The organism is Flavobacterium sp. N1994 (assembly GCF_025947145.1).
Lineage (GTDB): Bacteria > Bacteroidota > Bacteroidia > Flavobacteriales > Flavobacteriaceae > Flavobacterium.
The window spans coordinates 1049205-1065546 of sequence record NZ_CP109999.1 but is presented as its reverse complement, the minus strand read 5'-3'; the positions used below and the strand labels follow the sequence as shown (position 1 = coordinate 1065546).

The 16342-nt window shown below is 31.7% G+C and carries 19 protein-coding genes; 11 read left to right on the top strand and 8 right to left on the bottom strand.

The window, feature by feature from the left end:
- Nucleotides 1-20: 20 nt before the first annotated feature.
- Both OLM53_RS04895 and OLM53_RS04890 read right to left on the bottom strand, forming a co-directional pair.
- The gene (locus OLM53_RS04895; RefSeq protein ID WP_264521928.1) at nt 21-557 is read right to left on the bottom strand and encodes a plasmid pRiA4b ORF-3 family protein; all 537 of its coding nucleotides are present in this window, start codon (nt 555-557) and stop codon (nt 21-23) included.
- A gap of 119 nt (nt 558-676) precedes the next feature.
- Nucleotides 677-1024: a hypothetical protein gene (locus OLM53_RS04890; RefSeq protein WP_264521927.1), complete on the bottom strand. Its 348-nt coding sequence runs from the start codon at nt 1022-1024 to the stop codon at nt 677-679.
- A 500-nt stretch (nt 1025-1524) separates the two neighbouring features.
- Here OLM53_RS04890 and OLM53_RS04885 point away from each other — a divergent pair, with 500 nt between their 5' ends.
- The 8 genes from OLM53_RS04885 to OLM53_RS04850 all read left to right on the top strand — a co-directional run bounded on the left by OLM53_RS04885 (nt 1525) and on the right by OLM53_RS04850 (nt 8037).
- The gene (locus OLM53_RS04885) at nt 1525-3666 is read left to right on the top strand and encodes a TonB-dependent receptor (protein ID WP_264521926.1); all 2142 of its coding nucleotides are present in this window, start codon (nt 1525-1527) and stop codon (nt 3664-3666) included.
- 143 nt (nt 3667-3809) lie between these two features.
- Nucleotides 3810-4430, top strand: a complete 621-nt coding sequence (locus OLM53_RS04880) for a hypothetical protein (RefSeq protein ID WP_264521925.1) — start codon at nt 3810-3812, stop codon at nt 4428-4430.
- Between the two features lie 24 nt (nt 4431-4454).
- On the top strand, nt 4455-4628 hold the full coding sequence (locus OLM53_RS04875) for a hypothetical protein (protein WP_264521924.1): 174 nt from the start codon (nt 4455-4457) through the stop codon (nt 4626-4628).
- 7 nt (nt 4629-4635) lie between these two features.
- Complete coding sequence (locus tag OLM53_RS04870; protein WP_264522420.1) at nt 4636-5967, top strand: 2TM domain-containing protein; 1332 nt, start codon at nt 4636-4638, stop codon at nt 5965-5967.
- A complete protein-coding gene (locus OLM53_RS04865; protein ID WP_264521923.1) occupies nt 5958-6269 on the top strand; it encodes a 2TM domain-containing protein in 312 nt (103 codons plus the stop codon). Before OLM53_RS04870 ends, OLM53_RS04865 begins: the two co-directional genes overlap by 10 nt.
- Complete coding sequence (locus OLM53_RS04860) at nt 6262-6579, top strand: 2TM domain-containing protein (protein ID WP_264521922.1); 318 nt, start codon at nt 6262-6264, stop codon at nt 6577-6579. The genes OLM53_RS04865 and OLM53_RS04860 overlap by 8 nt, the downstream gene beginning before the upstream one ends.
- Before the next feature lie 46 nt (nt 6580-6625).
- Nucleotides 6626-7285 carry a hypothetical protein gene (locus OLM53_RS04855; protein WP_264521921.1) on the top strand — a complete coding sequence of 220 codons (660 nt, stop codon included), beginning with the start codon at nt 6626-6628 and terminating at the stop codon, nt 7283-7285.
- Complete coding sequence (locus OLM53_RS04850) at nt 7282-8037, top strand: LytR/AlgR family response regulator transcription factor (protein ID WP_264521920.1); 756 nt, start codon at nt 7282-7284, stop codon at nt 8035-8037. Before OLM53_RS04855 ends, OLM53_RS04850 begins: the two co-directional genes overlap by 4 nt.
- Nucleotides 8038-8192: 155 nt before the next feature.
- Here the strand turns inward: OLM53_RS04850 and OLM53_RS04845 are convergent, their stop codons facing one another.
- The 6 genes from OLM53_RS04845 to OLM53_RS04820 all read right to left on the bottom strand — a co-directional run bounded on the left by OLM53_RS04845 (nt 8193) and on the right by OLM53_RS04820 (nt 13312).
- Complete coding sequence (locus OLM53_RS04845) at nt 8193-8375, bottom strand: CsbD family protein (protein WP_264521919.1); 183 nt, start codon at nt 8373-8375, stop codon at nt 8193-8195.
- A gap of 86 nt (nt 8376-8461) precedes the next feature.
- Nucleotides 8462-9232, bottom strand: coding sequence for a CDP-alcohol phosphatidyltransferase family protein (locus OLM53_RS04840; RefSeq protein WP_264521918.1), 771 nt, complete (start codon nt 9230-9232; stop codon nt 8462-8464).
- Nucleotides 9233-9280: 48 nt separating this feature from the next.
- Complete coding sequence (locus OLM53_RS04835; RefSeq protein WP_264521917.1) at nt 9281-10300, bottom strand: COX15/CtaA family protein; 1020 nt, start codon at nt 10298-10300, stop codon at nt 9281-9283.
- 76 nt (nt 10301-10376) lie between these two features.
- A complete protein-coding gene (locus tag OLM53_RS04830; protein ID WP_264521916.1) occupies nt 10377-11801 on the bottom strand; it encodes a CCA tRNA nucleotidyltransferase in 1425 nt (474 codons plus the stop codon).
- A gap of 13 nt (nt 11802-11814) precedes the next feature.
- Nucleotides 11815-12384: an L-threonylcarbamoyladenylate synthase gene (locus tag OLM53_RS04825; RefSeq protein ID WP_264521915.1), complete on the bottom strand. Its 570-nt coding sequence runs from the start codon at nt 12382-12384 to the stop codon at nt 11815-11817.
- Nucleotides 12385-12421: 37 nt separating this feature from the next.
- A complete protein-coding gene (locus tag OLM53_RS04820) occupies nt 12422-13312 on the bottom strand; it encodes a glycosyltransferase family 2 protein (RefSeq protein WP_264521914.1) in 891 nt (296 codons plus the stop codon).
- A gap of 87 nt (nt 13313-13399) precedes the next feature.
- Here OLM53_RS04820 and OLM53_RS04815 point away from each other — a divergent pair, with 87 nt between their 5' ends.
- Genes OLM53_RS04815 through OLM53_RS04805 form a run of 3 tightly spaced genes read left to right on the top strand, consistent with a single transcriptional unit; the run spans nt 13400 to nt 16276 of the window.
- Complete coding sequence (locus tag OLM53_RS04815) at nt 13400-14614, top strand: glycosyltransferase family 87 protein (protein ID WP_264521913.1); 1215 nt, start codon at nt 13400-13402, stop codon at nt 14612-14614.
- On the top strand, nt 14571-15497 hold the full coding sequence (locus tag OLM53_RS04810; RefSeq protein ID WP_264521912.1) for a glycosyltransferase family 2 protein: 927 nt from the start codon (nt 14571-14573) through the stop codon (nt 15495-15497). The genes OLM53_RS04815 and OLM53_RS04810 overlap by 44 nt, the downstream gene beginning before the upstream one ends.
- Nucleotides 15498-15499: 2 nt before the next feature.
- Nucleotides 15500-16276: a polysaccharide deacetylase family protein gene (locus OLM53_RS04805; protein WP_264521911.1), complete on the top strand. Its 777-nt coding sequence runs from the start codon at nt 15500-15502 to the stop codon at nt 16274-16276.
- The last annotated feature ends 66 nt before the right edge of the window (nt 16277-16342 follow it).

The window sequence follows — 16342 nt, the reverse complement described above, 5'->3', positions numbered from 1 at the left end:
TTTAAAATATAAAGTAATTTTTAATTCCAATTCTCCTCAAATCCGTAATCTTCAAAACTATCATCACCTCCAAAAGCATCTAAATCATCTTCATCTAAATCATCTTCAAACTCGGAGTAGAAATCTTCTCCTTCTGATTCAAACTCTTTTTCAGGTGCAATGGCAGGCAACTCTCCATGCGAAAATAATAAACTTGGATAGGTTTCACCAATTTCTGCTTCTTCCATGGCAGCAAGTTCTACCAAGAATGTCCACATATTGATAAAATCATAAACATAAATGATCTTAGTTTGATCTTTATCAAATAAATGATTCAATTGATAATCACTCATTGTTTTTTGTTCTCCTGGAATATCACCAGTATCAAACATTGGGATTTCATCTTCTTGATTCCAAGTATCATCGCAGGTATAAAATGAAGCCACTTCTAATCCATCAAAACCAAAGGCATTTACAATGGTATTATGTAAATCTTCTAAAGTATCTTCTTCTTGAATAGCAACATCTCTGAAAACATCGTCTTCGGCATCGAGTATTGCTCTAAATTTATAAATCATAATCTAAATTTTAGTAAGCGAGCAAAGGTAAATTATAAATTATAAATTATGAATTATGAATTGTGAATTGTTGAAAAGATTTTCCGTAAAAAAACCTAACGATTGTTAGGAATAGATTATTACTTTTTTTCGGCTATACAGAGTCCAATGATTTTATGAAAAGTTTCATGTAAGACATTGAAAGCTGATTTTATTTCAACATCAGAAGCTTTAGTTTCAACTAAATCATGAACTATGACTGTATTTTTTTTCAAAGTCAATAAGGTTTCAATCATTTTTGGATTTCGAAACGCTTCAGGTATACTTTCTACACATAAATTATCTGCTCTTTCCAATAATACCTTAGAATTTAATTTAATCGATTTAAGATTTACTTCTTTACGTTTATAGGTTTTACTAATAATTTCGTGATACGCTTTTATCTGAGGCCAATTTATTTCGAACGGTAAGGCAGATGCAGAATTCATAGAAAAGAATGTAGCAAAAGCAAACAGTGATTTAATAATTTTCATTAATAGGTTTCTCTTTTTTTGGTTTCGTAATGCTACTAATTTTAATTTTTATTTACTGTTAAAAAACATACTTTTTTGATTTAAATTGTTAAAAAAAAAGGCAATGTTTTGAGTTTGAATTACATAAAAAAAACATCGATGAAATGCACCAAAAATTGAATAATTGTAACTCTATCGAGTATTGAGGTAGTTTAACGATTAAGTTATAATTAGGAATAGTATTCCACTAATTTAGCCTTATAAAGTTAGAAAAACATCAAGATATACTACTTAATTCGTAGTGTTCTTTAAAGATAAATATCCTGTCAGATAATTAATAATTCAAACTGAAAAAACCTATTCTTAATCGAATAGGTTTTTTTTTGCAGTTCATCCTTAAAAAATAACATTTCAGTAAACTTAAATTGTATAGTTTTAACTCTTGATGCAACTTTGGCCCATCAAAACATAAACATATGAAGACGCTTTACACTTTAACACTTCTTTTTATTGCTTTTATAAGCAATGCTCAGCAAATCATTTCAGGAACTATAGTCGATGAAAAAAGCAAACCAGTTGTTGGAGCTAATGTTTTTATCGATGGTACTTATGACGGTGCATCTTCTGATGAAAAAGGGAATTTTACTTTCCAAACGTCAGCTTCAGGAAATCAAATTCTGGTGATTAGTTTCTTAACTTTTGAAACCTTAAAAGTGGCTATTGATGCTAGTAACTGCAAAGACAAAACATTTAAACTTAAAGAAAGCGTCAATACATTAGATGCCGTTGTTGTTACTGCTGGAACATTTAGTGCTGGAGAAAAAAGTAGAGTTTCGGTTTTGAAACCATTAGATATTGTTACTACTGCAGGTTCTGCTGGAAATATTATTGCAGCCTTGCAAACTTTACCAGGAACACAAAACGTTGGAGAAGATGGTCGATTGTTTGTTCGTGGTGGTGAAGCCGATGAAACGCAAACCTTTGTTGACGGAATTCGAGTAGCGCAACCCTATGGGGCATCGACTAATAATTTGCCAACTCGTGGTCGATTTTCTCCTTTTTTGTTTAGTGGAATTTCATTTTCTACTGGAGGGTATTCAGCCGAATATGGGGAAGCTCTGTCAAGTGTTCTATTATTAAACACACAAGATGAAGCCACTCAAAACAAAACGGATATTTCCTTTATGACTGTTGGTTTAGGTTTGAGCAATACGCAAAAATGGAATAAATCTTCTTTAAGCGTAAATACAGCATACATCGACTTAGCAGCCTATCAAGCAGCGATTCCACAAAATGTAGATTGGAACAAACCTTTTCAATCGCTATCAGGAGAGTCTGTGTATCGTTATAATTTTGCCAATGGGATATTCAAATTTTATGCTGCGTTTGATGCCTCACGATTTGATTTGAACCAAGAGGATATTAACCAACCCAACAAAGTAAGAATTAATTTAAGAAATAATAATTTTTATCTCAATTCTTCTTATAAAGGTAATTTTGGAATGAATTGGCAAATATTTACAGGCTTAAGTTATGGTTATGGTCAAAATAAAATAGCCATTGATGCTAATGATATAAGCAATGCAGAGCACGCTTCTCATTTAAAATTTAAACTTACTAAGAAATTGTCTGACAGAATAAAACTCAATTTTGGTTCGGATTATTTTATCACCAAATTTGATGAAAACTATAACACAACTTTCAAAAGTGGATACAATGCGGGTATAGCAGCCATTTATACGGAAGCTGATATTTTCTTCTCGAAAAATTTCGCTGCCAAAGTAGGTGTGAGAGCTTCTAACAATAATTATATCAGGGAAAACAGCTTGTCACCACGTGCCTCTATAGCTTATAAAATTTCTAAAAACTCTCAGTTTTCTTTTGCTTATGGTACTTTTGAACAAGCACCTAAACAAGACTATTTGAAATATTCAGATGATTTTAAAACCGAGAAGGCAGCGCACTATATTCTGAATTACCAATATGTTAAAAACAGTACTACCTTAAGAGCTGAAGTTTATTTTAAAGGATATTCCGATTTAGTAAAATATGATACCCCATCGGCACAGTTTAATTCTCAGTATTCAAATAATGGAAAAGGATATGCTAAAGGATTAGATTTATTTTGGAGGGATGGCAATAGCATCAAAAACTTAGAGTATTGGATTTCCTATTCTTATATCGATACCCAAAGAGATTATAAAAATTTCACTGCCGAAGTGACGCCAAGTTTCGTGTCTAATCACAGTTTGTCATTGGTTACCAAATATTGGATATCAGACTGGAAATCACAAGTAGGATTTACACAACAGTTTAGTTCTGGCAGACCTTACAACGACCCTAATCAAACTGCTTTTATGAACGGAACAACAAGAACCTATAGCAATTTAAGTTTCAATTGGGCGTATTTATTATCTCAACAAAAAATATTGTACTTTTCAGTTTCTAATGTTTTAGCGACAGAAAACATCTTTGGCTATCAGTATGCTACTACTCAAAATGCAAGTGGTATGTACGATAGGAGAGCCATTACGCCTACAGCAGATAGATTCTTTTTTGTGGGGTTCTTTTGGACGATTAGTGATAATAAGAAAGACAATCAGTTGAAGAATTTGTAATACAGTAAACAACTATAAAACAATTCATCCATCAAAATCAACAGTTCAGTAAGTATAAATTTTATCAGAAGCAAATCCACAATATTTTTACATCAGAATTAAAAACAAGGTTTCAATTAATCAATCCAAAAAAAAACAATAACATGAAAACAATTATCACATCTTTCGCTTTATTTATTTGTTCATTATTATCCGCTCAAACCCAATACGAACAAGGAATGGGAAAAGCCATGCAACTTTGGGGGCAAGGAAAAGACACTGAAGCAGTAGCCACTTTTGAACGCATTGCATCAGTTGAAAAAACTAATTGGTTACCTAATTACTACATCGCTTTTATTTGCACTATTGATGTTTTTGGTGCCAAAGACAAAACACAAGTACCAGCACTTTTAACCAAAGCGCAGAATGCCTTAGACAACGCAACAGTTATTAGTCCAAATAATCCTGAAATTATGGTAGTTCAGGCCATGCTTTACACGGCTATATTAATTCAAGATCCAATGACCAATGGACAAAAATATTCTGGTTTAGCTCTGGAACAATACAACAAAGCCTTAATTATAGACCCTAAAAATCCAAGAGTGGTATTCTCCAAAGCTGAGTTTGAAATAGGTGGTGCTAAATACTGGGGATCGGATACCAAACCAATGTGCGAAGCAGTAGCCAAATCAATTGAACTTTTTGCTAACTTTAAACCTGAAAGTCCGTTTCATCCAAGTTGGGGATTAGATAGAGCACAAGAAACATTGAAAAATTGTAAATAATCTAAATCTTTAAGTTTTTTAATCATGGAAAGTCAAGACAAAAAAAGAGATCACATTGATTGGTATATATTCATAGGATGTATGTTCATAGGAATGGGAATTGGAGAAGCGTTTGATAGTGGTGGAGTGGGAACTATGGTTGGAATGGGTGTAGGATTTTTGGCATCGGCACTTTACAAAGGCGAAAAAAGTAAATAAGAAAATGATGAAATTCAGACTAAGAGAGGTTCTAAGATCAATAGGAATTGGCATAATTATTTTTCTTGTCATTCTTCTTTTGAATATTATTTATGGTGACAAAATTGAATTCAACCGCCAACTTGGAGTACTGTTTTTGTATACGATGTTGTACTCTATTGTGTTGGGTTATTCCAATAGATTAGTGTTTATTTACCTCGATAAGAAGTTTGCTGCTGAACGGTTTTCATTAAGAAGAATGATTGTGGGTTTTGTAACCTCTTTTATAGTAACGATTTTTGTTATTTTTTTACTGCGGATTTTTACGGATGTTGTAATAGAAGGAGGTACTTTCCAAAAGTATTGGGCCAATGAAAAACTTGCCAATTATGTTTTTGCCTCAGCCATGGCCTTTATTGTGTTGCTTTGTTTTTATATCTTTTATATTTATAAGGAATACAACGAAAGCAAAGTCAAAGAACAAAAGATTATTGCAGGAACGGTATCGGCACAGTTTGAAAGCTTAAAAAATCAAATCGATCCCCATTTCCTTTTCAACAGTTTGAATGTGTTGAGTTCTTTGATAGAAGAAAATCCCGATAATGCGCAGCGTTTCACCACTTCCTTATCTAAAATTTATAGATATGTTTTAGAACAAAAGGATAAAGAATTAGTTTCGGTTTCAGAGGAATTGGCTTTCGCCAAAACCTATATGAACTTGCTAAAAATGCGTTTTGAGAACAGTATCACATATGAAATCCCCACTGATTTTGATAATCTTGAAGCGAAAGTAGTTCCATTATCATTACAACTTTTATTAGAAAACACTATTAAACACAATATTGTTAGCGAGAATAAACCGTTGCATATTAAAATCTATATTGAAAACAATTATCTCATAGTAGAAAACAATCTGCAAAAGAAAGAAGTACTCCAAGATAGAAGAGGAGTAGGCCTTCAAAATATTGTCAACCGTTACGGACTAATTTCGGAACGTAAAGTGCTGATTGAAGAAAACGAAGCTTATTTTAAAGTAAAAATTCCAATATTAACAAAACAAATTGCTTTTATGGAAACACAAAATATATACAACGAAAACATGGCTTTTATGAGAGCCAAAGACCGAGTAGAAAAGCTCAAAGGATTTTACGGCAACTTGATTTCTTATTGCTGTGTGATTCCGGTTCTAATATTCATCAATCTGCAAAGTGGAGGATTTCAATGGTTTTGGTTCCCTATGGGTGGATGGGGAATGGGACTAATTTTTCATGCCTTTGAAACCTTTGGTTATGGTAAATCATGGGAAGAAAAGAAAATTCAAGAAATTTTGAACAAAGACAAACAAACGAAATGGAATTAATCATGGAACAGTATAACGAAGAATATGAAAGATACCAACGTGCTAAAAAGCAGGTAGATGAAATCAGGGGCTTTTATGGCCACTTACTTTCATTTGTTTTAGTTATGCTCATTTTATTATTTATCAATCTAAAATATACACCTCAAAATTTATGGTTCTTTTGGCCGATGTTAGGTTGGGGAATTGGATTGTTGTTTCACGGATTAAAAGCGTTTAACTTTTCACCTTTCCTAGGAAAAGATTGGGAACAAAAAAAGATAAAAGAATTTATAGATAAAGAAAAAGGCAATAAATATGAATAACAATTACACTCCAGACGAAATCAAATACCAACAAGCCCTTAAAAGAGTTAAGCGAATTAAAGGATTTTATACGCATTTGATTGTATATATAGTAATCAATGCCATGTTGTTAATTGTTAAATATAAAAACATTGATGTCAATGAAAATTTTTGGCGCTGGCAAACTTTTAATACGGTCTTCTTTTGGGGAATAGGTTTATTGGGTCATGGTCTTTCTGTATTTTTGCCAACAATGGTTTTAGGCAAAGATTGGGAAGAAAGAAAGATCAAAGAATTAATGGAAAAAGAAAAGCAAAATAAATGGGAATAAATGAATTGGTTCTGTTATCAGTAACAGTTTATTTTTAATATAAAAGATGGAATTAGTATTTAAAATTTTACTCGTAATTCATGTCATAGCGGGTTGTATTGGTCTTATTACAGGAACTTTAAATGTGACAAGAAAAAAAGGAAACAAACCACATCGACAAGTTGGAGTTTTTTTCTTCTTTTCAATGATAATCAATGCTGTTGCAGGATTTGTAATGTCCATTTTACACGAAAATTTATTTTTGCTAATTATTGCTGTTTTCTCTTTTTATATGACGGCAACTGGCCAACGAATTTTGGCTTTAAAAAGTTTAGATAAAGGTCAGAATCCAAAACGAGAAGATTGGACATTAACTATTTCGATGATTCTTTTTGCTGTTTTCTTTATTGTTTATGGTATTTATTTACTTGCAAATGATACCAATTTTGGTTTGGTCTTATTAGTTTTTGGGACAATAAGTATTCTAATGGCTAAAAAAGATATTGCCATATATCAAGGAGATATCAAAATAAAAAACTATTGGCTTTTAATCCATATTCAACGAATGATTGGAGCTTATATTGCTGCTTTAACGGCTTTTTTGGTAGTCAATAATACTTATTTACCTCCTGTTTTTGCCTGGTTGTTGCCAACTGTAATTTTAACACCGCTAATTTTTTATTGGTCTAAAAAGTATGCAACAAAAAACCTAATTCATAGAAAATGAAAATTATTATTATAGAAGATGAAAAGCCTGCCGCACGATTGCTTCAACGTAAAGTTGAAAAATTAGGCTTAGAAGTCAATACGCTTTTGCATTCTGTTGAAGAAGCTATTCATTGGTTCAATTCGAATACACATCCTGATTTAATTTTTCTTGATATTCAGCTTTCTGATGGCTTGTCATTTGAAATTTTTGAAACTATTGATATCAAAAGTGCTGTTATTTTTACTACTGCTTATGACGAATATGCTTTGCGAGCTTTTAAGTTAAACAGTATTGATTATCTGTTGAAACCTATTGATGAAGATGATTTGGAAATCGCTGTCAATAAATTCAAAGCAAGAAATAGTGGCTTACCTAATTTATCGCTCGACTTTGAAATGATAAAGAAAATGTTGGTAAACCCGATGGATAGAAACTATAAAAAACGTTTCACCATAAAAATGGGTCAACAGCTTAAGATGATTAATATAGAAGAAGTAGAATGTTTTTATTCCGAAAACAAAGGAACCTATCTCCATACCTTTGATAACCGTGATTATTTACTAGACAACACTTTAGAACAACTCGAAACAGAACTTGATCCTAAAGATTTTTACCGTGTTTCCCGAAAATTCATTGTCCCGTTGAGAGGTATCAAAGAAATTCAGATTTACAGCAACTCAAGATTAAAAGTTATTTTACTATCGTACAAAGACGATGAGGTAATTGTGGCTCGAGAACGAGTCAATGATTTTAAGGAATGGTTGGGTTAAAAGGTTATAGTTAACATATTATATATGCTACTATTGGATATACTCACTGTCAAATAAAAGTATCCAGAAAACACAAATTAGACATAAAAAGCCTCAATTTACAGAGGCTTTTTCATTGATTCAACATTTTTGAAATAATTAAAGTCTTATTTGTTTTAATCAAATAAGGCTTTAATCTCTTTTTCAGTCTTTCCTATTTTTTCCTGCAATCTTCCCCACATTTCTTGTTCTTTGCCTTCTTCATAAAGCAAATCATCATCAGTTACTTCAGCATATTTTTGCTTCAATTTTCCTTTTAATTGTTCCCAGTCTCCTTTAATTTCTTTTGAATTCGGCATGATTTATAGTTTAAAATTTATGTACCGTAAATTTCCTAATTTAGAAGCAATAGGTGTTATAAAATTATAAATCGATATTATATAATTCACAGTATTAATTTTTTACGAATCCCAATCAAAGCAAAAATCAATAACGTATAAGCAATAAAAAAAGGAACAATATATTCTATCCAACCTAATGGTAACATTATCGCGATGATTAGTAGTTGAAAACCTAATCCATAAACAGAAAGTAATGTCATAAACCAATTTGGAAATGTCTTTACTTTATAGGCATCTTGGTCTAATGCATGTATAATTTTGTCAAAGGTGCCGTAAACGATGGTATAAATTCCAAATAAAATATTGACAGATTTTTGACTTTCTCCTGGTAATGCTTTCGGCGTTTTGTATTCAAATATCTTACTTGTTGAATCGCCTCCAACCGATTTTGTTCTCAGAATTACATAATAGTAATTGTATAAAGTACCTTGTAATTGGATACCAATAAAAGCCAAAAAAGTAAACCAAAATGTGGTTTTTGAAACATAACAAATCGTCATTAAAAACATAAAATTTAAAATAATGTCAAATACACTATCTAAATAGCGCCCTGAATAAGAGGGTGTTTGTTTTAGTCTAGCTAATTCACCATCAGCAGCATCAATCCCTGATTTTAATAAGATAAAAAATCCGGCAAGCCAATAATGATTAGTCAGAATACAATATATAGCAATCAAACCAGAAAGCCCGAAAAGCAAGGTAACATGAATAGGGGTAAAGCGAGTATTTTTTAATTGATAGGCGAAAAATCTACCGAAAGATCTTCCATAATCTGATAAATCTATAAATTTATCTTGAGCAGCAAGTTTAGACATTTAAGTTGGTAAACGAGTAAATGCGACAATATAGTCTGGGTAAGCGTATTATTTTGATAATCTGTGTAATGTGTAGGTCATCGCCGTTAATAAAAAGAAAGCTGTGATTTGATGAATTAATCCTAACCAAAGAGGAACGCTATATAATAACGTAAAAACTCCTAAAGTAAACTGTAGAAAGACGATAAAAACCAAAGCATTCAATCCATTTTGTTGTTGTCTTGAAAGTGGATATTTTTTACTTTTAAAATATAAGAATAGAATTAAACTTACCACAACATAGGCCATAGTTCTGTGTACAAATTGAACTCCACTTTTGCCTTCTGTAAATCGGGCTATCCACGAATCTTTTTCTAATGTAATACTGTCGTGAAAAAACTGTCCGTCGCTCATTAAAGGCCAATGATTGTGAATCAATCCAGCGTTTAAACCGGCTACAAATCCACCATAAATGATTTGAATTAAAAGAAAAACAAATGTGATTCGAGCTAGTTTTTTTAACGGAACAATGACTTCTTTTTTTTCTGGATAAATCAAATCAAGCGATACCCAAAGAGTGTAAGCAAACGTTATAAAAGCAAACGTTAGATGCAATGCTAAACGAAAATGACTCACATCAGGATTATCCACCAAACCGCTTTTTACCATAAACCAACCAAAGAAACCTTGTAAAGCTCCCATACCGAGGAGGATGTAGCATTTTTTTAATGTTTCTTTGTCAATACGTTTCTTAATTAGGAAATAGACAAACGGGATGACAAATACTAGTCCGATGATACGACCTATAAAACGGTGAAACCATTCCCAGAAATATATGAATTTATAATCTGTGAGCTGAAAATCGTTATGAACGTTTATTTTTTGATATTCAGGAAACTTCTTGTATTCTTCAAAAGCGGCATTCCATTTAGCATCTGTCAAAGGAGGTAAAGTATCGGTAACCAAATGCCAATCCGTCATTGATAGTCCCGAATTGGTTAGACGTGTAATACCTCCAACCACTACCATTAAAAATACTAAAACACAACCTGAAAGTAGCCAGTAAATAACCGATTTATCTTTTTTCATTTCTATTAAAATGTTTTGCAAAATTAGTTATTGAGTCTCAAATTTTGCATTCAACAATAGTTAATCTACTATCAATTTATACAACTTTTTTTAATCCCATTTTTTCGGCTTTCGCCAAAACAAAATCGTAGGCCGCTTGATACTCATTTGGAATTTCACCTTCAAGAATTGCTTCTTTCACAGCTTCTTTTAGCATTCCAATTTCGCGAGATGGTTTTAAATTGAATAGTTCCATGATTTGTTCCCCAGAAATTGGAGGTTGAAAATTACGGACATGATCACGCTCTTCCACTTCGATGATTTTACGACGAACGATATCAAAATTGTTATGATATTTTTTAAACTTGGTTGGGTTTTTGGTTGTGATATCAGCTTCGCACAAGGTCATTAAATTATCAACATCTTCACCAGCATCAAATACCAAACGGCGCACTGCAGAATCGGTAACAAGATCTTCCGAAAGTACTATGGGTCTTGAACTTAGCATCACCATTTTGGATACAAATTTCATTTTTTGATTCAATGGCATGTGTAATCTTTCAAAGATTTTCTTTACCATTTTTCCACCTAAAAATTCGTGTCCGTGAAACGTCCAGCCTTGTTTTTTGTTGAAACGTTTAGTTGGCGCTTTTCCAATATCATGCAACAAAGCAGCCCATCGCAACCAAACATCATCGGTATTCGGACAAATATTATCAACCACTTCAAGGGTATGATAAAAGTTGTTTTTATGTGTATGACCTTCAATTTCTTCAACGTTATTTAATGCTGTCAATTCAGGCAGAATGATGTCTAGAAGTCCGGTTTTGTATAAATGTAAAAATCCGATAGAAGGCTTTTCTGTGGATAAGATTTTGTTTAACTCATCTACAATACGTTCACCAGAAATAATCTTGATTCTGTCTTTGTTTCTTTCAATGGCTTTTAAAGATTCGGCTTCTATAACAAAGTTCAACTGTGTTGCAAATCGAATCGCACGCATCATTCTTAAAGGATCGTCAGAATAAGTAATATCAGGATTTAAAGGTGTTTTAATGATTTTGTTTACCAAATCGGTTGAACCATCAAAAGGGTCCACTAAATCTCCAAAATTCTTTTCATTTAAAGAAAAGGCTAAGGCATTAATGGTAAAATCACGACGGTTTTGGTCGTCTTCAAGCGTTCCGTTTTCAACAACTGGATTCCTGCTGTCTTCAGAATAGCTTTCTTTTCGGGCACCTACAAATTCTATGTCGATTTCTTTGTAACGCAACATCGCTGTTCCGTAGTTTTTGAAAACTTGAACTTTTGGTTTATTTGGTAACAATTCAGCAACTTTTAAAGCCAAATCAATACCAGAGCCAATGGCAACAATATCAATATCTTTTTTAAAATCGCGTTGCAACAAATAATCGCGAACAAAGCCACCAATGACATAACTTTCAAGGTTAAGTTCTTGTGATGCTTTTGAAACGATTTCAAAAATTTTATTGTCTAATGCTATTTTGTAGTTTTTTGACACTAAGTATAATAAGTTACTTGCGAATTATTTTCACTTGATTATCTAACGAGAGTTTAATAATAGTTGATGGTTTATCGCAAATTTTTTCGTGGTGCAAATTTACTACATAGTCTACACCTTTTATAATTTCGGAATCAATTTCTTTGAAAGACTTTGGAGTAAACATCCCCGAAATATTTGCTGAGGTAGAAACCAAAGGTTTTTTCATGCGTTCCATCAGTTTGAAACAAAAGGGTTCTTTCACTATTCTTACCCCAAGTGTTTTGTCTTCTGCAATGATATTTGGAGCTACATTTCTTGGATTGTCAAGTATTAATGTTGTTGATTTTTCGGATAAATCTAGGATTTGCCATGCTGTTTCTGGAATATCTTTGAACACGTTATACATCATTTTTTCACCATTCATCAACACAATCATGCTTTTAGTTTCTTCCCGCTGTTTTAAAGCATAAATCTTTTTTACTGCTTCTGCATTGGTAGCATCGCATCCTATTCCCCAAACAGTGTCAGTAGGATAGAGGATGATGCCGCCGCTTTGAATAATCTCGAATGCGTTATGGACTTCTGTATTGATGTCGCTCATTGCTTGTAAATTGTTATTAAATTTTAAAAGATAGTTTCTACTTTATTGTTAAATAAAAGGCTTTCAGTTTATTTATAAAGTAGTTAAAATTTTTCTTTAGAACTAATTGTTTTCCATCATAATTATCACCAAGTCTTAAAACGGTTTTATATAAATAACTAGAAGTTATTCCCCATTTTGAAGCAAATGTTTTTCTGTAATTATTTTTTTTAACCTTAACTGTACTCTTAGATTGAAAGTGGTACACGAAAGATTTACCAATCCCTTTAAAATTTCGAACACCTTCGTCCCAAAGTTTCATACTAAAGTCGGGATCAGAGCCAAATCCTGGTGAATACTCAATATCATATCCGCCAACTTTATCCCATATTTTTTTGTGTACAATGGAAGGAGGCCATGAAGCACCAAACCAATCTGATTTTTTAGCAGTTTTTAGAAAATCTAATAACTCTTTCTCTTTGAAATTATCTGCAGTAGTCCCAAAATCATAGGGTGATAAAACACACTTATTGCTTTTTCCAGTATGTTCAATCATTGTCCCAGAAAAATAGAAATATTCATCGCCTTGTTCTTGGATGGCATCCATTAGGTATTTATCCCAATCGGGACAAGTATACATATCGTCATTTATATACAATATGTAATTGCTAGTTGCTAATTTAGCCAATGCATTAAGAGCATAACAAACCCCAACATTTTGATCACTATGAGTATGACTATAATTATTGGCTTTAACCCATTCTAAAGAGCCATCAGTGCCTTCATTAATGTGTATGATTATTTGATGTTTGAAATGAGAATTTTTTTCAATGCTTTCGACACAAATTTTTAATAAATCTAAGTTGTTCCAAGTGGGTATTAAAATTGAAAAAACAGCATTTTCGTCTAATTTTCCTTTAAAAGAATTTATAGGATGATTATAATTCATACATTTATTTTTTGGCTCTATAACTTACAAAATTAATTAATAAATTTGTAAAATGGGTTTTTAATTTATCTGCCTCAAATTATTACTATGATTAATAAAATTCTACTATTTTTTGACAAACCTTTTTTTAAAAGCAAAAGAAATATTTCTATTATATGGCTTGTAGTCAATATAATAGCAATTTTACCCAAATTTTTCAGAGATAAGTATAATAATTATTTGATTTATAAAAATGTGTTTTGGCATGTGTATGATCAATTGCCTTTATACGCTCATTATCCTGATTTGTATTTCGATATTAACTTGTATGGTCCCGTTTTTAGTTTAATTATAGCGCCATTTGCCTTACTGCCTAATTTTTTTGGATTGCTTTTGTGGAGTGTTTTTACAACCATCTTAATTTTATCAGCCATTCAAAAGTTACCTATAAAGTCAATCAATGTTGTTATTATACTTTGGATTTGTTTGAATGAATATTTGATTACTGCACAAAGTTTTCAAGTGAATCCAATCATGGTTTACATCATAATAATGACTTATGTTTTCATTGAAAAAAAACAAGATTTTTGGGCAGCTATGTTGATTGCTGTTGGGACTTTTATAAAGCTGTATGGTATAGTAGGGCTTGCTTTTTTCTTCTTTTCAAAAAATAAAATAAAGTTTATTTGGTCTTTGGTTTTTTGGAGCCTACTTTGTTTTGTTCTTCCGATGCTAATTTCCTCACCACAATATATTTTAGATAGATATGTAGAATGGTATAATGCCTTAGTAATCAAAAATGATGTTAATGCTGTTTTAGGTTCGTATCAAGATTTTTCTGTTATGGGTGTCGTTCGAAGAGTAACAAATGATAATTCTATACCTAATTACCCTTTCCTGTTAGGAGGATTATTACTATTTGGGTTACCCTATTTGAGATTTAAAGCTTATGCTAATTCTAAATTCCGACTTTTAACTTTAGCTTCTGTTTTAATTTTTACTGTAATTTTTAGTTCAGGTTCAGAATCACCAACTTACATCATCGCTTTTGTTGGGGTTGCTATTTGGTATGTAGAACAACCGCTACCAAAAAGAGGTTGGGTAAATGGTTTGCTTATATTTGCCATAATTTTAACAAGTTTATCCCACACGGATTTATTTCCAAATTTTATAGTAGAAAATTATGTTAGAAAATATTCTTTAAAAGCAATACCTTGTATAGTCATCTGGTTAGTAATAGTATATCAATTGATGACTTTAAAATTTGAAACAACAATAGATGAAGACAATAGCGATAATAATACCAGCCTACAACGAAGCTGATAATATACTTCCGGTATATCAAGAAATACAAAAAGCTCTTTTAAGTTTTACTTCTTATAATTGGGAGGTAATCTTTGTAAATGATGGAAGTTCAGATAAAACGTTAGAAGTTTTAGAGTCAAGTGCTAAGGAATATGCTAACTTGAAATACATTTCCTTTTCGAGAAACTTTGGTAAAGACAATGCTCTAAAAGCGGGTATTGATAGTGTTAAATCGGACCTTGTTATCACTATGGATGCAGATTTACAACATCCACCTTCGCTTATTCCAGAATTAATTTCAAAGTATGAAGAAGGCTATAATGTGGTTTATGCGCACAGAAAAGGGAATAATCCACACGCTTCTTTTTTTAATAAATTATCTTCAAAATTATTTTGGAAAATTTTAAATATGCTTTCGGGATTAGATTTAGAAGATGGAATCTCAGATTTTAGATTATTAGATAAAAAAGTGATTGGCGTTTTAAAGTCGATGAATGAAAGTGAATTGTTTTTCAGAGGAATGGTGAAATGGGTTGGATTCAATCAAATAGGAATTGAATATGTTCCAAACGAAAGATTGAAAGGAGAGACTAATTACTCAAAATCGCAACTTTTAAAATTAGCCATCTACAGTATAACTTCTTTTAGTACAAAGCCTCTCTATAGCGCAATTTATATCGGTTTTATTTTTTCTGGATTGTCCATTTTATATATTCCTTACATTATTTATTCCATCATACATCATCTTGAAGTTCCAGGATGGTCTTCCATAATTATGACTATCGTATTTTTTGGAGGGCTGCAATTAATCATGCTTGGAGTTATTGGCATTTATATTGGAAAAATGTTTATGCAAGCAAAAGATAGACCGAATTATATAATCGACACAAAAAATTTCTAACAATGGTATTGCTAAGTTTTGATATTGAAGAGTTTGACTTACCATTAGAATATAATAAATCAATAGATTTTATTGACCAAATAAGTATATCTGTTGAGGGCACTACTGCTATTTTAAATATCTTGAAAAAGCACCATGTAAAAGCCACTTTTTTTTCTACAGCTACCTTCGCTATACACGCTCCCGAAATTATCAAAAGAATTATTGATGAAGGTCATGAAATAGCCTCTCATAATTATTATCATAGCGATTTTAAGGTAGAACATTTAAAATTATCTAGAGAAAAATTGGAAGAACTCACAGGTCAAGAAGTTCATGGATTTAGAATGCCAAGAATGCAGCCTGTTGATGAAATAGAAATTTTTAATGCAGGTTATCAATACAACTCATCATTAAATCCTACCTACATTCCCGGGAGGTATAATAATTTTAAAAAGCCGAGAACTTTTTTTAAGGAAAAAGGAGTATTACAAATACCTGCCTCTGTTAGCCCGATAATTAGATTTCCTTTGTTTTGGTTGTCGTTTCATAACTTGCCTCTTTCTATTTATGAATTTTTATGCAAGCAAACTTTAAAAAAAGATGGTTACCTTAATTTATATTTTCATCCATGGGAATTCACTAACTTAAATCAGCCTGAGAGATTTAATTTTCCCGGATATGTCTCCAAAAACTCTGGTGTTTCAATGATACATCGTATGGATTTATTCATTGAATGGTTGAAAAAAGAAAATTACTCTTTTGTTACCTTCAAAGAATTTATTTCTGAAATGAAATAGTAGTCTTAAATTTGAAAATACTTTACGAACTACTTTAATAATTTAGAAAAAGAAAAGCTTTTTATA

Excerpts from the sequence above, each read along its gene's own strand:
- OLM53_RS04895 (WP_264521928.1), bottom strand. The coding sequence starts at position 557 with ATGATTTATAAATTTAGAGCAATACTCGATGCCGAAGACGATGTTTTC.
- OLM53_RS04890 (WP_264521927.1), bottom strand. The coding sequence starts at position 1,024 with ATGAATTCTGCATCTGCCTTACCGTTCGAAATAAATTGGCCTCAGATA.
- OLM53_RS04885 (WP_264521926.1), top strand. The coding sequence starts at position 1,525 with ATGAAGACGCTTTACACTTTAACACTTCTTTTTATTGCTTTTATAAGC.
- OLM53_RS04880 (WP_264521925.1), top strand. The coding sequence starts at position 3,810 with ATGAAAACAATTATCACATCTTTCGCTTTATTTATTTGTTCATTATTA.
- OLM53_RS04875 (WP_264521924.1), top strand. The coding sequence starts at position 4,455 with ATGGAAAGTCAAGACAAAAAAAGAGATCACATTGATTGGTATATATTC.
- OLM53_RS04870 (WP_264522420.1), top strand. The coding sequence starts at position 4,636 with ATGAAATTCAGACTAAGAGAGGTTCTAAGATCAATAGGAATTGGCATA.
- OLM53_RS04865 (WP_264521923.1), top strand. The coding sequence starts at position 5,958 with ATGGAATTAATCATGGAACAGTATAACGAAGAATATGAAAGATACCAA.
- OLM53_RS04860 (WP_264521922.1), top strand. The coding sequence starts at position 6,262 with ATGAATAACAATTACACTCCAGACGAAATCAAATACCAACAAGCCCTT.
- OLM53_RS04855 (WP_264521921.1), top strand. The coding sequence starts at position 6,626 with ATGGAATTAGTATTTAAAATTTTACTCGTAATTCATGTCATAGCGGGT.
- OLM53_RS04850 (WP_264521920.1), top strand. The coding sequence starts at position 7,282 with ATGAAAATTATTATTATAGAAGATGAAAAGCCTGCCGCACGATTGCTT.
- OLM53_RS04845 (WP_264521919.1), bottom strand. The coding sequence starts at position 8,375 with ATGCCGAATTCAAAAGAAATTAAAGGAGACTGGGAACAATTAAAAGGA.
- OLM53_RS04840 (WP_264521918.1), bottom strand. The coding sequence starts at position 9,232 with ATGTCTAAACTTGCTGCTCAAGATAAATTTATAGATTTATCAGATTAT.
- OLM53_RS04835 (WP_264521917.1), bottom strand. The coding sequence starts at position 10,300 with ATGAAAAAAGATAAATCGGTTATTTACTGGCTACTTTCAGGTTGTGTT.
- OLM53_RS04825 (WP_264521915.1), bottom strand. The coding sequence starts at position 12,384 with ATGAGCGACATCAATACAGAAGTCCATAACGCATTCGAGATTATTCAA.
- OLM53_RS04820 (WP_264521914.1), bottom strand. The coding sequence starts at position 13,312 with ATGAATTATAATCATCCTATAAATTCTTTTAAAGGAAAATTAGACGAA.
- OLM53_RS04815 (WP_264521913.1), top strand. The coding sequence starts at position 13,400 with ATGATTAATAAAATTCTACTATTTTTTGACAAACCTTTTTTTAAAAGC.
- OLM53_RS04810 (WP_264521912.1), top strand. The coding sequence starts at position 14,571 with ATGAAGACAATAGCGATAATAATACCAGCCTACAACGAAGCTGATAAT.
- OLM53_RS04805 (WP_264521911.1), top strand. The coding sequence starts at position 15,500 with ATGGTATTGCTAAGTTTTGATATTGAAGAGTTTGACTTACCATTAGAA.